This is a genomic window from Agarivorans sp. MS3-6 (assembly GCF_054112545.1).
Genome location: NZ_CM134202.1, coordinates 2,009,060 through 2,022,694 on the forward strand (window position 1 = coordinate 2,009,060; position 13,635 = coordinate 2,022,694).

Here is a 13,635-nt window from a genome sequence, read left to right on the forward strand (position 1 = left end):
CTTGCTACTCCCAATATGACTATTTATGGCGCCTTAAACCAGCGATGCTGAATGAGGGCGCGATAATAGATATACCCCAAACTCAGCCCTCTTGCCGCCATAAAGCCACTCATGGCAAACCATAAAGCATGATTGCCCCAGGCTTGGCTTAGCCACCAAAGCGGAAAAAATACCGCGACACTGGCCAGTAACATTGAATTTCGCATGATTCGGCCTTCGGCAGTGGCAATAAACACGCCGTCTAAGATAAAACACCATACCGCCACCAGCGGCAGTAAAACCATCCAAGGCAGATATTGGTTGGCCGTTGTTCTGATGTCGGCAATGTCGGTTAATAGGGCCACCAAGGCCTCACCAAACACGGCAAATAAGCCACTAAACCCAATGCCAGCAAACAAGGCTAGCAACAAACATCGGTTTATCACCGACACAAATTGCTGCCGGTCTTGTTGGCCTTTGGCCTTGCCCGCCAGCGCTTCAACAGCATAGGCTAAGCCGTCTAAACCAAAAGACACAAACATCAAAAAGTTTAGTAATACCGCATTGGCTGCCACAATATTGTCACCAAGGCGCGAGCCCTGAAAAGTGATAAAAGCAAAGCAAGCCTGTAAAGCCAGTGAACGAACAAATATGTCTCTATTGAGTCTAAACAAGCCACCTAATTGCAAACGGTTAAACCCGCTAAAACACTCAGCCCAATCAGGTAAACCCTCAAAGCGACGCAAAAATTGCTGCCGACACAGATACAAGCCAACGGCTAAGCCAAGATAATCAGAGATGACCGTGGCTAAGGCCGCGCCAAACACGTTCATGTCAAAACCAACCACTAACAGTACATCTAAGGCAATATTCAGGCTGTTGGTTAGCATTACCAATAGCATCGGCGCGCGTGCGTTTTGCATGCCCAGCAACCACCCCAGTAATACCATATTAAGCAGGGCTGCTGGCGCCCCCCAAATCCGCGTAGCGAAGTATTCTCTGGCGTAAAATTGTACCTGATCACTGCCACCAGCTAAGCGCATCCCTAAATCTAAAATGGGAGTTTGTAACAACAACAGCATTAAACCTAAGCTAAGCGCGATAAGCCCTGAGTTAATCCCTAGATGAATAAGCTGACGTCGATCGTTCGCACCCGACGCTTGAGCCGCAAGCCCAGTGGTAGACATACGCAAAAAGCCACATAGCCAAAACACCAGCGTGATCATAATCGAACCCAGCGCCACCCCAGCCAAATAGTATGAGTGGTCTAAATGACCGATCACCGCGGTATCCACTAAGCCCAGTAATGGAATCGTAATATTCGACAAAATCATCGGAATAGCGATAGCGGCAATAGCCGAAAAACGAGAAGAATGCATATAGGCTTAAACGAGGGGCAATAAGCAGAGTTTAAGAGCTGGCGATAACAGCGGCAACCGTTAAATGGTTAGACGCTGATAAAGAATACATCGATGACGATAAAGCGAGAAAAATAACACTAGCCGAACAGCAGTGTTCGGCTAGTGACGGGTGGGTATCACAGCATTGCAAACAACCAATGGTCGGCCAACAAGGCCACAAACAACAACATCAAGTAAACGATCGAATAACCAAATAGTCGCATTGCATCTCGCTGGTTGTCCCCTTTGTATAAACGCCACGCCAAATAAATAAAGCGCAAGTTAAGCACACAACTGGCAGCCAAATAGAGTAAGCCGCTCATGCCGACTAAAAACGGCAACCAACACACGGCAAACAACAAAAAGCTATACAGCAGGGTTAAGATTTTAGTAAATGGAATGCCGTGAGTGACCGGCAACATCGGAATATTCACTTTGGCGTAGTCATCACGACGGGCGATAGCCAACGCCCAAAAATGCGGAGGCGTCCACGTAAAAATTAGCATCACCAATAACAATGGCTCGGCCGACACGCTGTTGTTTACCGCTGTCCAACCTAATAAGGGCGGCATGGCGCCAGCTAAACCGCCAATCACAATGTTTTGCGGTGTGGCGCGCTTTAACCACAAGGTATAAACCACGGCATACCCCACCAAACTGGCCGCGGTTAGCCACGCTGTTAAGGGATTAACCCACCAATAAAGCATGGCAAAACCGACTATTGATAATAGCGAGGCCCAGCTAAGTGCTTGCCAACTGGCAATGGCGCCGGTGGGTAATGGTCGCTTATGGGTTCGCGCCATTGCCGCGTCGGCTTCACTATCAATGTAGTGATTAAACGCCGCAGCCCCGCCCGCCATTAAGCCAATACCCAGATTACCTATCAGCAATGCCTGCCAAGGAGGAAGCCCAGAGGTAGCTAAACAAGCCCCTACCACAGAGGTAAGCACTATCAGTGCCACCACTTTAGGTTTGGTAAGCTTATACAGTGCTCGCCAATTGATCCCTTTGTTTAACTGCCTAGGCTGGGTTAGCGCGTTCGATTTCGCCATAATGCCTCTCCTTCTGCAATACACGCTTACTACTCAGTGTAGCGCTTTGATAATGCGCAACCACTAAACTAATCAGACACAGCAGCAACATCGCCGCCATTAAATTATGTGCCACCGCTACCGCCAGCGGCACCTGCCAAAGCACGTTAGCCACACCTAAACCAACCTGCATCAGTAATACAAAAATTAAGCGCGAGGCTCGCCCGCGAGTAATGTCACTGTGACGCTGCTGAATAAGGCTCAAGGCCAGCACTAACAAGTAAAAAGCCGTTACGCCGGCCCAAATTCTATGGGTGACATGCACGGTGATTCGTTGTTGGTGACTCAATACCCCAAACTCGTAGTTATCACCGCTTCGTTCAGGTAAAGGGTGAAAAGCATCCACTTGATAACTGGCGGTCCAGTCTTCATGACATAGCGGTAAGCCTTGGCACGATATGGCTGAATAATTGGCCGATGTCCAACCACCTAACGCAATTTGCACCACCAATATCGCCAAACCTAACCATAGCAAGCGTCCAGAACGAACATTTCTTGCCAACGGTCGCTGACTTATCAGCAACCAAGTAAACAATAGCGCAAGCATCGAAAAGCCTCCCAGCAAATGCCCCATTACAACAATGGGCATTAAGCCAAGCGTAACGGTAAGCATTCCCAGCAGGGCTTGAAAAACAATCAGCACTACCGACGCCACCGCAATAAATCGGTGTTGTTTGCGCCACAAGGCAACGCCCGCTAAGCCCACCACCAGCAAACCTAAACTACCGGCGAAATAACGATGAATCATCTCGTTCCACGCTTTGTGCGCTTCTAGTGGTCGCTCGGGGAAGGCGTTTTCGGCATGCTCAATATGCTCCGCCGTTTGCGGAACCGCCAATCGGCCATAACAACCTGGCCAATCGGGGCAACCTAATCCAGCATCGGTTAAGCGGGTAAATGCGCCTAAACCAATCACCACCACCGCGAGTAAAATTGCGGCAATCAATCCTTTTTGCATAACTCTCCCTCTAACTACTGAAAACGAGAATTTTTAATTAAGCGTTTTAGGTCGGTAATCAAGCCTTTAACCTGCTCGTCACCCAAACTAGGTTGATAGCTCAAAATCACCCAACCGGTGGGGTCTACCACTAACCACTGTTGATCATAACCCGCCAAAGCCTGATTACGTTGGGTAAGACGTAACTGAGCAACCCCTTCATCAATGGTCGCTAATTGCTCAACACTTAGCTGAACATCATTGAGAAGCGCCATCCGTTGCGTTTTTTGCTTAGCAATACCTAAGGCTAACCAGGCATTATCTAACTTGCTCCACTGCTCAACACACTGCTCTTCACACTGTTGATGTACCACTTGAGCAATTGACCATTTTCCGGGGGTGTAGTTTTCTAACTGCAAGGGGGGCTCTAACCATTGCCCATGGCTTAATACACCACGCTCAAACCAGCCCATATTTAATACCAACCAAGCCAGTAGCAATGGCACTAAAAACACCGAAGCCACGAGTAACATGGTTTTTTGATGACTCTTCATGACGTTTCCTTGTCTCGGTTATGCCAGTAAAAATAGCCCGTTAAGCCTGCAGCGACTAAAGCCATAAGCAACCATTGCACTGCATAGCCTAGGTGTTTTGCAGGCGATATAGAGACCAACTGCTTAGGCGAGTGGTCTATTTGGCTATCTAATACAAAGGGTAATAAGTCTATTTGCCAATATTTGGCTACCGCCTCAATATTGAGCTGCTGAACCCTTAGGCCTTGCGGTAAATCTTCTAACCAATACTGCTGATCTAGCACCAAGGGCAAACTTACTTGGCGTAAGCGATATTGCTCAGGCAATGCTTGAGCCACATCGGTTAGCGGTAATTGGCTTCTATCGTAAGACGCTTTATACCAAGCTAAACGCACCAATACATTGCCCTGCGGCGTATGCCCAACCACATACGCGTCGTAACCTACTTGGCCATCTTGTACTTGGTTATCTAACCAGAGTGAGTAATTTGAACGCTGCATGTCTGAAACATGCACCAACTGAAAGGGCACGGGGCCTTGCTCTAGGGCTTGCGGCAAACTGGTTTGCACTAACGATTGCTGCTGATATTGGTCTAACAACTGCTGTTTTTGCTCGCTCCGTTGCCATTGCCATAATGAAAGCTTGACCATCAAGACTATCAGCGCAAACATAAGCAACACAAACAGCAGCATGCGGTAAGACGCTGTTTTTTTATTAGCCTGTAGAGAGAACTTTGTTATGGTCATAAAACTTCTAATCACCGCACTCATTCTGTTTGTGGTTATTAATATGGTGTTTGCACTACGGGTAATGCTAAAAGGCGGCGATAAACCCATGAGCCATTATTTAGGCCGCCGCCTTATATTAAGTGTTATCGCTATCGCCATTGTATTGCTGGCGCTAGCCACGGGCTTAATTCAGCCCAACCCCCGTCCTTATTAGTGTTTACCCAAAGCGCTTTACAGCACGTACACAAAGATAAATAGTGTTAACCACACTACGTCTACAAAGTGCCAGTACCAACTCGACGCCATAAACGCAAAGTGACTCTTACCGGTAAAATGGCCCTTTAATACGCGCAAGAACATTACCGTTAACATGATTGCGCCTAAGGTCACGTGCAAACCATGAAAGCCAGTCAGCAAGAAGAAAGTATTGCCATAAATGCCCGAGTCGAGTCGTAGGTTCATTTCTTGATAGGCATGAACATATTCTTCAACTTGAAAAAACAAAAAGGCAAAACCCAATACCAAGGTAATGGCTAACCACAGCTTTAGCGGGCCGCGTTTATCTTTTTCTAAACTCACGTGAGCAAAGTGCAAAGTGATAGAAGAAATCACCAGAATCACCGTATTCAACAAAGGCAAGCCGTACCAGCCCATGGCTTCGGTGGTGGTGCCACCTGGGGTTTGAATTAGTGGCCATATGGCTTCAAATTCCGGCCACAATACCGCGCCGGTCATTTCGTTATTACCGGCCCCACCTAACCATGGCACCGCAATCATTCGGGCGTAGAACAAGGCCCCAAAAAAGGCGCCAAAAAACATCACTTCAGAAAAAATAAACCAGCTCATGCCTTGGCGAAACGAACGATCCATTTGCGCGCTGTACAAGCCGTCCATGCTTTCTTGAATAACATTGCCAAACCAACCAAACATCATGGTGATGATCACCACAAAGCCACAGGACAATATCCATACTCCATAGCTTTGTTCACTGTTCATCTGCTGTACGGTAAATCCTGCCCCCATTGCGATTAAAAATAGGCCTACTGCGCCAACAATCGGCCAAACACTTTGGGCAGGAACATAATACTTATCATAAGGCTGCGTCATTGCTCACCTCTCCCTCTGCACTCGCTTGTGCGGTTTTCGATTCATTTAGCTCAACGCCCTCTACGGCAAATAAGGTGTAAGCTAAGGTTAATGTGTTTATATCTTTGGGTAACTCCGGGTCAACGTAGAAAAATAACGGCATGTCTTGTTGCTGACCAGGCGCCAGCGTTTGTTGTTCAAAACAAAAACAACTGACTTTTTTAAGATGATTAGCGGCCAAGCCGGGGCTAACCGACGGCACCGCCTGCACAGTTGAGCGCTTAGCCGTTTGATTAGTAGCACTAAAGTCCACTTGCAGCGTTTCACCGGGATGCACTTTGACCCGATTAACTTTAGGGCCAAATTTCCAATTTAACCCCTGTGGTACGTAGCTGATAAATTCTACGGTCACGGTGCGCAGTTCATCGGTGCTCATGCTCACTTCGCTAGCTTGCTTAGCCGTTTTGCCATTTATACCAGTAACTTTACAAAATACGTCGTACAAAGGTACTAAGGCATAGCCAAAGCCGAACATGGCAACCACTACAATCAGTAGTCGCACCACTAAGCGGCGATGGCCTTGCATGTTACTTAATCTCCGGTGGAGTGGTGAAGCTATGGTAAGGCGCGGGTGAGGGTAAGTTATCCCACTCTAGCCCTTCTGCACCTTCCCAAGGTTTGGCTGGCGCAGGCTCACCACTACGAATACATTTAATCACCATGTATAAGAAAATAAACTGTGATAAACCAAAGGCAAAGCCACCAATACTGACAATCGCATTCACATCAGCAAACTGCAGTGCGTAGTCAGGTATTCGCCGTGGCATGCCCCCTAGACCTAAAAAGTGCATTGGGAAGAACAACACGTTTACCGACACCAGCGAGCACCAAAAATGCAAACGGCCTAAACCTTCGTCGTACATTTTACCGGTCCATTTAGGTAGCCAGTAATAGGCCGCGGCCATAATCGAGAATATGGCACCAGTAACCAGAACATAGTGGAAGTGCGCCACCACGAAATAGGTATCGTGGTATTGGAAGTCAACCGGGGTAATGGCCAGCATCAACCCCGAGAAACCACCAATGGTAAACAACACGATAAAGGCGATAGCAAACAACATGGGGGTTTCAAAAGAAATTGAGCCTTTCCACATTGTGGCAACCCAGTTAAAGACTTTTACCCCTGTAGGCACCGAGATCAACATGGTGGCGTACATGAAGAACAGCTCGGCTTGCACCGGCATCCCCGTGGTAAACATGTGGTGAGCCCATACCACAAAACTTAAACCGGCAATGGATGCGGTGGCGTAAACCATCGACGAATAACCAAACAACTTCTTACGCGAGAAGGCAGGAACAATCGCCGAGATAATACCAAACGACGGCAAAATCATAATGTACACTTCAGGGTGACCAAAGAACCAAAAGATGTGTTGGAACAACACCGGATCTCCGCCACCAGCAGCATCGAAAAAGGAAGTACCAAAGTACTTATCGGTCAATACCATGGTGACCGCCCCTGCCAATACAGGCATCACCGCAATCAACAAAAATGCGGTAATAAACCATGTCCATACAAACAGCGGCAACTTCATGTAAGTCATACCCGGAGCGCGCAAGTTCATAATGGTAACAATCACGTTGATCGCCCCCATAATCGAGCTAATCCCCATAATATGAACCGAAAATACAAACAGAGCAGTACTATCAGGGCTGTAGGTAGTAGACAACGGCGCGTAGAAGGTCCAACCAAAGTTAGGGCCACCACCTTCCATAAATAATGACGCTAACAACATGGTAAAGGCGAACGGTAAGATCCAAAAGCTCCAGTTGTTCATCCGGGGTAATGCCATATCTGGCGCACCAATCATCATAGGTATCAGCCAGTTCGCTAAACCTGTAAATGCTGGCATTACTGCACCAAACACCATAATTAAACCGTGCATGGTAGTCATTTGGTTGAAGAAGTTTGGTTCAACTAATTGTAACCCCGGCTGAAATAGCTCAGCCCGAATCACCATCGCCATCGCGCCGCCAGTAATAAACATGGCAAAGGCGAACCAAAGATACATCGAGCCAATATCTTTGTGGTTAGTGGTTAATACCCAGCGCATTAAGCCGCGAGGGGCGTGATGATGGTCGTCATGCTCTGCATGAACGTCACTAATCGTGCTCATTATTACTCTCCCTACTGCGCTGCATTCTGCACGGCCACAACATCCTTGGCCTGCACTAGATCACCCGTATCATTACCCCAAGCATTTCGCTCATAGGTAATCACCGCCGCCAACTCTTTTAAGCCCAGTTGTTTACCAAAGGCCTGCATCGCGGTACCCGGCACACCATTTACCACCACATCAATGTGTTTGCTCACGTCGCCCACGGCGATTGGGCTAGCTTTTAGCCCAGGGAATACTCCCGGCAAACCTTCACCATTAACCTGATGACAAGCAGCACAGCTTTTCTCATAAACTTTTTCGCCCAGAGACATCAACTCGTCTTGCTCCATGGTCATCGCCACTAATGCAAGCTCTTGTGCCTGTTTGGCTTGATAAGCGGCTTCTTCTTCAGCCAGCCACGCATCGTATTCTGCTTGCGGTTTGGCTATCACTACAATGGGCATGAAGCCGTGGTCTTTACCACATAGCTCTGCACATTGGCCGCGGTAGATGCCCGGTTTATCGATAATCGTCCACGCTTCGTTAATAAAGCCTGGATTGGCATCTTTTTTAACCGCAAAGTCTGGCACCCACCAAGAGTGAATAACATCTTCAGAGGTCATTAAGAAGCGAACCTTCTTACCCACAGGCAACACTAAGGGCCGATCAACCTCGAGTAGATAATTAGCGCGTTTGCTCAGCTTGCCGTTCACTTCGTCCCAATCAGATGCCAGTACACTGTAATACTCTAACTCTTGGTCAAAGTACTTGTAGTGCCACTTCCATTGCGAGCCGGTAACTTGAATCGTTAGGTCTGCATCGGAGGGATCTTCCATGGCGAGTAAGGTTTTAGTCGCAGGGATCGCCATACCAATCAAAATAACGAAAGGGATGACCGTCCAAATAATCTCGACTTTGGTACTTTCATGAAACTGAGCCGGAACGGCCCCTTTAGATTTTCTATGATGAAAAATGGCCCAAAACATTGCGCCAAACACCAGAGCACCAATTGCACAACAAATATAAAAAATTGTCATGTGCAAGCCATAGACTTGCTCGCTTATTGAGGTGACACCTGGACGTAAATTGAATGACATTTCTTCCGCGTATGCTTGCGACGTAAAGAATGTCAGCAGTAATAGCTGTATCCATCGGCCCACAGCGCTCTCCTTTGCTAGTAGCCAACGACAACAACTTCCCAAATCAGGAAGTGGCTGCGAATAAAGGGATAACTCCCACCCCGAACCAACAGGTTGCAACCGCTAAACACAACCTACTGCTTATAAATTAACCTTTAAGTTATGGAATTGTAAATAAAATGTTTATTTTTTTATTGCGAGAGATAAAAGATGTGATGATAACGACAAAAGCCCAAATCAAATTGATTTGGGCTTTAAAATGCGGGAACTATTGTAAAACTTAAGCTTACATCCAATCGGCAGTGCGAATAATGCCGACAGCTAAGCCTTCAATTTCAATGCTCTGATACTCTAAATCTACCTCAATGGTACTGAGCTCTTGGTTTTCAGGATGCAAATAAACCATTTTGCCATCGCGCTCAAAACGTTTTACCGTGACATCATCTTCCAAGCGGGCTACCACCACTTGACCATTGTGAACATCGCTGGTTTTATGCACCGCCAATAGGTCGCCGTCCATAATACCAATGTCTTTCATGCTCATCCCTTGCACACGTAGCAAGTAATCTGCGTGCGGCTTAAATAAATTAGCATCAACCGCATAGTGAGACTCTACATGCTCTTGCGCCAAAATAGGCTCGCCAGCGGCAACCTGCCCAATCAGCGGTAAACCCGCTTCTTCAGGTTGTTGATTAGCAGCCGGTGTAGACAAATAGGCATCGGCAATGCGGATCCCGCGAGAGGCGCCAGGGATCATTTCAATTGCGCCTTTTTTCGCTAAGGCTCGTAGGTGTTCTTCGGCAGCATTGGCCGAGCGAAAACCCAGCTCTTTAGCTATCTCGGCACGAGTAGGCGGCATACCTGTATCTGATATATGTCGTTGAATAAGTTCAAACACTTCGGTCTGACGGGGCGTTAAGGGCTTCATAGTCTACCTGTAAGTTTATACAGCACACTGTTAGTATATACAGCATTAGCGATGAAGCAAGGTTTTATCTAGGATCAAGCTATAGTGTGTAGGTTTCAGTTTCATTGAAATGCTTTCCGCTACGTTGAAACTACACCCGATATTTCGTGACACCCGTGACAAATAAGTAGAGGTTGGGGTAATAGACGGATACGAACAGCCGAGCTAACTCATTTTTGGACAAATGCGTGTTACGTTATTAGCTCAAATATCGGTGGTTCGGATTAGATTCAGTACGGTTAGATCGGAGTTAACGCCCGGTTTTGGGGCGGACTTGGAGCTGCGAAGCAGCGGAAAGGCCGTCCCAGCCCCAACGGGGCGATAACAACCGCTTGTTAGGTGATTCATTTATGACAGCCGTAGAAAACTCTTATACTCAATCACGATATCGTACTTAACTCCCGCTTGCTTTAACCGACCTACGATATGATTCGCGACCTCATTTGGCCGCTCGTGCGCATATTGGACATCAACAACTAAGATATATTTCCCATCTCTCTTAAGTTCGACAAGCATGACGGCCTCCCCCTCATACTCACCACTCCAAGATCTCAACAACTCGTTACGAGGGCTGTTAGCCCAGCGGTTATAACTTCGTATCCAAGGCTTTTTATCCTGAACCAAGCCATTATCACTGCAAAAATTTTCAATGGCGCTATCAGTAATACCGTTGCTATCAGCTAATTCAATCACTGCAAAATTACCACATGCAGTCAACGGAAGGATAACGAAAAATAAAGCCACTCGAAGCATCATACTTTTCATCTGACATCACCTAGACATAATGATCCCCGGTGAAAGTGCCGACCTCCTGCGTTTATCGTGGGGTAGTCAAACTAGAGCCACACTGTTAGATGCAAAGTCTTAACAGAACAGGAGATCGACATGTCTACATCTAGCACGTTTTTTATTGGACCAGATGTTCACAAAGAAACCAAAGATGCCGCTTATTGTGTTGATAATTCGAGAGATGAGCCTGTGTTCCAAGGCACAATTCCCACCAATATTCGTTCTATCAACAAACTTATCAAAAAATACAAAGACTTGGCTAGTCATCTTTGTGTGGTTTATGACGTTGGGCTTTTTACATTGGGCTGCTGTTGCTTCAATACACATCGCGATCCAAACCGACAACAATAACAATGTCGTTACTCAGCTATGCCCTTGCTGCCAACACCCCATGCACTGCACTGCACTGGCACTGGCCTTAGCCGAACGAGCTAGCCGAAAGGCGAACAGTATAAGGAGAATGGCTGGGCTTAACATGAGGATGAAAATACACATAAAATAACAACTTAGCACTACGCCAAACGGGTAAGGGCTTAACGCCGTTGACCCCGTCTTAGCCAAACTCGCCTTGCGAAAACTAACAAGGCCTTGGCCCCGCCAACAGCAACACCGTTATTGACTATAGAAGGGAGCATCGGGCTTGTTCAACACCCGAATAAGGTGTCGGCTGCGCGACACCTATTCTTATTTGTTATGTGCACGACGCTCACTTACACCGAACTAGCTAACCAAACGAAAGACAAGCTTGCAAGAAAAACAGCAACAGGCACAACTGAACATACCCAAAAGTCAGAGTAAACAGCATGACGCCTTGCCCTGATGCCATCAACAAATGAAATAAGAATAAGCACCAAACAACCGACGCCGATATAGAAGTGCTTGCTGAATCCATCCTCTATTCCTATTTCCAAGAATACAGGAGAAATCAGAGCAGCAATCCAAGTAAATGCCACTGCTTTAGCGCCAATAAAGGTACTGTAAGAGTCTTTATTCATAGTTCCAAGTGCACATAACGCCGTAATTTGCGGCCGTAGTGTAGGTGCGAAGCACCGAAACGGAGGTCCAGTGAGGGCAGCGAACGAGGCAAGATTACCTTGTTAAGCGATTCTTGGCACACGACTGGAATCGTTTACCTGTTTATTTAGTTCTTTTAGTTTATTCAATGATATTTGAAACTGACCATTACTTGGAGTTTTCTTGCCGGCGAACTGCTTCCATACCAACTTGCCCGGCCCATTATAAGCTTCTTCAAATTTACCATTTGGAAGAATCTTAATAATAATTGTGTGTTCTGGCTCACTACGAAAAGCCACTGACTTTGCTTGAGTAGCTTTAATCTCTACTTCCTTTCCGTCTCTGGCTATAGCATCAAAGCCTTTGTTCGATGCTGTTTTTAATTCCAAACCATATGCATCTGCCACAAGGCATTCACCGATACTGCCGACCATATGACCGTCGGGCGTAAAGTGGCGCCCTGGAAACATAGCTTCTAGCTCGCTCACTGTTGAGTAAAGCTGCTTGATTAATCCTTGAAATTTATCGTGATCCATATTTTCGCTTCACGCCTTGCGAAGGGGTGAAGGGGCGAAGTGCGCAGCACTTTGTCCTGCTTGCGCAACTTGTTACATGCAGTCTCATGACTTGGCTGATTTAATTAGCTTACTGATTTGTTCAATTCCATCATAAGTTGATGGAAGGTTTCCTTCATCTGTTACTATTCCTGAAAAAATTACATTTTCAAATTTTTCAAGTGAATCGGCGTCCTGCTTTTTAATTTCACTAGAATAATCGGAATAGTGCTGAATAAAACGGCATAGTGTTTTTCGAAGGTCAATTTGTAAAAGTTGAGACTTTACTGATTTGTAGTTAAACAGTAATACCCTGAAATAATAGATTGCAATGGCGGCTAAAGATAGCATTGGGAATATTGATACTATAAGCCCATCTTTGATAACAGAAATATCGTCTATGTGCATGAAGATTATGACAAACTCAGCTAGAACCGGAAGGACGATAAGTACAGACAAAATCTTTAACCAGAAAAGTATATTGTCTCTTTCGGAAGATTTGGTTGTGGCGAGATCATCAAAGCCTTGATATAAACCTACAAAGTTAAAACCGTTTTCATATTTTTCCAGTGACTCCTTAAGCTTGTTTACTCTGATTTCTTTAGCGGACAGCTCAGTTTCCCAGTCCCCTTTGAGCTTTTCGGCCTTAGCCGAAACCGCGTTAAAGTCTTTAATGCTTTCAATAGAGTCGCTATTGGCAATTACTTTAAATATGGCAATTGGCATATCTCGAATAGCATATTCAATTTGCTCTTTAGCATCGTGCTCAAACGAATCGACATTATTGAATACAAAGCGTCTTGCAGCTTCAAACTCCATGGCAAGATCATTTTTCATTGACAGATAGAGCTCAAATAAGAATCTAAAACACATTGAGCAAATGTCATCTAACCGTTTCTTATCGAATTCTTTTTCTTCATTTGAAAGCCGGCTTATAAATTGATCGCCAATCCAATCGATATTTACTTCGCACAGTTCATCCCACTCTTTCGGCTTGTTGGCCATAGCACTTGTGACTAAGCGAATTAAGCTATTTCTTTGCTTTTCAAAGTCATCAACAGGTACAAGCCCATCGATTTTATGCTTAAACGTTGCAAGCACTGTTTTGCTTTGGCTAGTGTCGAAAAGAATCTTCATTTATTTACTCTTTAGTGCGCTGTAGGCATGTAACGCCTCAAACAGTGGCGCGCGCTAGCGCGTCCAGCCACACAGTGGCGTTGCTGCTTTGACTTGTTGAACGAAGCCGCTCTGCGGCAGAG

General features: G+C 46.1%; 16 protein-coding genes. 2 read left to right on the top strand and 14 right to left on the bottom strand.

The features are described from left to right. Positions 1-23: 23 nt before the first annotated feature. The 5 genes from dinF to ACVFI8_RS09105 form a co-directional block, all read right to left on the bottom strand. On the bottom strand, positions 24-1,358 hold the full coding sequence (dinF, locus tag ACVFI8_RS09085) for an MATE family efflux transporter DinF (RefSeq protein ID WP_457873643.1): 1,335 nt from the start codon (positions 1,356-1,358) through the stop codon (positions 24-26). Between the two features lie 158 nt (positions 1,359-1,516). Then, positions 1,517-2,431, bottom strand: coding sequence for a heme o synthase (gene cyoE, locus ACVFI8_RS09090; RefSeq protein ID WP_457873644.1), 915 nt, complete (start codon positions 2,429-2,431; stop codon positions 1,517-1,519). Continuing rightward, positions 2,400-3,428 (bottom strand): COX15/CtaA family protein, encoded by a 1,029-nt coding sequence (locus ACVFI8_RS09095; protein WP_457873645.1) that lies wholly within the window; start codon positions 3,426-3,428, stop codon positions 2,400-2,402. The genes cyoE and ACVFI8_RS09095 overlap by 32 nt, the downstream gene beginning before the upstream one ends. 14 nt (positions 3,429-3,442) lie before the next feature. Continuing rightward, the gene (locus tag ACVFI8_RS09100; protein ID WP_457873646.1) at positions 3,443-3,961 is read right to left on the bottom strand and encodes a hypothetical protein; all 519 of its coding nucleotides are present in this window, start codon (positions 3,959-3,961) and stop codon (positions 3,443-3,445) included. After that, positions 3,958-4,686 carry an SURF1 family protein gene (locus tag ACVFI8_RS09105; protein WP_248713780.1) on the bottom strand — a complete coding sequence of 243 codons (729 nt, stop codon included), beginning with the start codon at positions 4,684-4,686 and terminating at the stop codon, positions 3,958-3,960. Before ACVFI8_RS09105 ends, ACVFI8_RS09100 begins: the two co-directional genes overlap by 4 nt. Here ACVFI8_RS09105 and ACVFI8_RS09110 point away from each other — a divergent pair. Continuing rightward, positions 4,679-4,882 (top strand): DUF2909 domain-containing protein, encoded by a 204-nt coding sequence (locus ACVFI8_RS09110; RefSeq protein ID WP_248713779.1) that lies wholly within the window; start codon positions 4,679-4,681, stop codon positions 4,880-4,882. The genes ACVFI8_RS09105 and ACVFI8_RS09110 overlap by 8 nt on opposite strands. Before the next feature lie 17 nt (positions 4,883-4,899). Here ACVFI8_RS09110 and ACVFI8_RS09115 read toward each other — a convergent pair whose 3' ends face one another. From ACVFI8_RS09115 to ACVFI8_RS09140, 6 genes are all read right to left on the bottom strand, one after another. Beyond that, positions 4,900-5,775 (bottom strand): cytochrome c oxidase subunit 3, encoded by an 876-nt coding sequence (locus tag ACVFI8_RS09115; RefSeq protein WP_248713778.1) that lies wholly within the window; start codon positions 5,773-5,775, stop codon positions 4,900-4,902. Next, a complete protein-coding gene (locus ACVFI8_RS09120; protein ID WP_248713777.1) occupies positions 5,759-6,340 on the bottom strand; it encodes a cytochrome c oxidase assembly protein in 582 nt (193 codons plus the stop codon). The genes ACVFI8_RS09115 and ACVFI8_RS09120 overlap by 17 nt, the downstream gene beginning before the upstream one ends. Before the next feature lies 1 nt (position 6,341). After that, positions 6,342-7,931 carry a cytochrome c oxidase subunit I gene (ctaD, locus tag ACVFI8_RS09125; protein ID WP_457873647.1) on the bottom strand — a complete coding sequence of 530 codons (1,590 nt, stop codon included), beginning with the start codon at positions 7,929-7,931 and terminating at the stop codon, positions 6,342-6,344. A gap of 11 nt (positions 7,932-7,942) precedes the next feature. After that, positions 7,943-9,010 (bottom strand): cytochrome c oxidase subunit II, encoded by a 1,068-nt coding sequence (coxB, locus tag ACVFI8_RS09130; protein ID WP_457873817.1) that lies wholly within the window; start codon positions 9,008-9,010, stop codon positions 7,943-7,945. Positions 9,011-9,338: 328 nt separating this feature from the next. Beyond that, positions 9,339-9,980: a transcriptional repressor LexA gene (gene lexA / locus ACVFI8_RS09135; protein ID WP_248713775.1), complete on the bottom strand. Its 642-nt coding sequence runs from the start codon at positions 9,978-9,980 to the stop codon at positions 9,339-9,341. A gap of 387 nt (positions 9,981-10,367) precedes the next feature. Beyond that, positions 10,368-10,784, bottom strand: a complete 417-nt coding sequence (locus tag ACVFI8_RS09140) for a hypothetical protein (protein WP_432454226.1) — start codon at positions 10,782-10,784, stop codon at positions 10,368-10,370. A gap of 120 nt (positions 10,785-10,904) precedes the next feature. On the opposite strand from ACVFI8_RS09140, the gene ACVFI8_RS09145 reads away from it, so the two are divergent. Further along, positions 10,905-11,159, top strand: a complete 255-nt coding sequence (locus ACVFI8_RS09145; protein WP_248713773.1) for a hypothetical protein — start codon at positions 10,905-10,907, stop codon at positions 11,157-11,159. A gap of 359 nt (positions 11,160-11,518) precedes the next feature. Here the strand turns inward: ACVFI8_RS09145 and ACVFI8_RS09150 are convergent, their stop codons facing one another. The 3 genes from ACVFI8_RS09150 to ACVFI8_RS09160 form a co-directional block, all read right to left on the bottom strand. Continuing rightward, on the bottom strand, positions 11,519-11,803 hold the full coding sequence (locus ACVFI8_RS09150) for a hypothetical protein (protein ID WP_457873648.1): 285 nt from the start codon (positions 11,801-11,803) through the stop codon (positions 11,519-11,521). Between the two features lie 102 nt (positions 11,804-11,905). Then, positions 11,906-12,358, bottom strand: coding sequence for a DUF6998 domain-containing protein (locus ACVFI8_RS09155; RefSeq protein WP_457873649.1), 453 nt, complete (start codon positions 12,356-12,358; stop codon positions 11,906-11,908). An 84-nt stretch (positions 12,359-12,442) separates the two neighbouring features. Next, complete coding sequence (locus tag ACVFI8_RS09160; RefSeq protein WP_457873650.1) at positions 12,443-13,513, bottom strand: hypothetical protein; 1,071 nt, start codon at positions 13,511-13,513, stop codon at positions 12,443-12,445. Positions 13,514-13,635: the final 122 nt, after the last annotated feature.

What these genes read in the sequence shown, in the direction of transcription:
- dinF (WP_457873643.1), bottom strand. Translation starts at nt 1,358, where the DNA reads ATGCATTCTTCTCGTTTTTCGGCTATTGCCGCTATCGCTATTCCGATG.
- cyoE (WP_457873644.1), bottom strand. Translation starts at nt 2,431, where the DNA reads ATGGCGAAATCGAACGCGCTAACCCAGCCTAGGCAGTTAAACAAAGGG.
- ACVFI8_RS09095 (WP_457873645.1), bottom strand. Translation starts at nt 3,428, where the DNA reads ATGCAAAAAGGATTGATTGCCGCAATTTTACTCGCGGTGGTGGTGATT.
- ACVFI8_RS09100 (WP_457873646.1), bottom strand. Translation starts at nt 3,961, where the DNA reads ATGAAGAGTCATCAAAAAACCATGTTACTCGTGGCTTCGGTGTTTTTA.
- ACVFI8_RS09110 (WP_248713779.1), top strand. Translation starts at nt 4,679, where the DNA reads ATGGTCATAAAACTTCTAATCACCGCACTCATTCTGTTTGTGGTTATT.
- ACVFI8_RS09105 (WP_248713780.1), bottom strand. Translation starts at nt 4,686, where the DNA reads ATGACCATAACAAAGTTCTCTCTACAGGCTAATAAAAAAACAGCGTCT.
- ACVFI8_RS09115 (WP_248713778.1), bottom strand. Translation starts at nt 5,775, where the DNA reads ATGACGCAGCCTTATGATAAGTATTATGTTCCTGCCCAAAGTGTTTGG.
- ACVFI8_RS09120 (WP_248713777.1), bottom strand. Translation starts at nt 6,340, where the DNA reads ATGCAAGGCCATCGCCGCTTAGTGGTGCGACTACTGATTGTAGTGGTT.
- ctaD (WP_457873647.1), bottom strand. Translation starts at nt 7,931, where the DNA reads ATGAGCACGATTAGTGACGTTCATGCAGAGCATGACGACCATCATCAC.
- coxB (WP_457873817.1), bottom strand. Translation starts at nt 9,010, where the DNA reads ATGTCATTCAATTTACGTCCAGGTGTCACCTCAATAAGCGAGCAAGTC.
- lexA (WP_248713775.1), bottom strand. Translation starts at nt 9,980, where the DNA reads ATGAAGCCCTTAACGCCCCGTCAGACCGAAGTGTTTGAACTTATTCAA.
- ACVFI8_RS09140 (WP_432454226.1), bottom strand. Translation starts at nt 10,784, where the DNA reads ATGAAAAGTATGATGCTTCGAGTGGCTTTATTTTTCGTTATCCTTCCG.
- ACVFI8_RS09145 (WP_248713773.1), top strand. Translation starts at nt 10,905, where the DNA reads ATGTCTACATCTAGCACGTTTTTTATTGGACCAGATGTTCACAAAGAA.
- ACVFI8_RS09150 (WP_457873648.1), bottom strand. Translation starts at nt 11,803, where the DNA reads ATGAATAAAGACTCTTACAGTACCTTTATTGGCGCTAAAGCAGTGGCA.
- ACVFI8_RS09155 (WP_457873649.1), bottom strand. Translation starts at nt 12,358, where the DNA reads ATGGATCACGATAAATTTCAAGGATTAATCAAGCAGCTTTACTCAACA.
- ACVFI8_RS09160 (WP_457873650.1), bottom strand. Translation starts at nt 13,513, where the DNA reads ATGAAGATTCTTTTCGACACTAGCCAAAGCAAAACAGTGCTTGCAACG.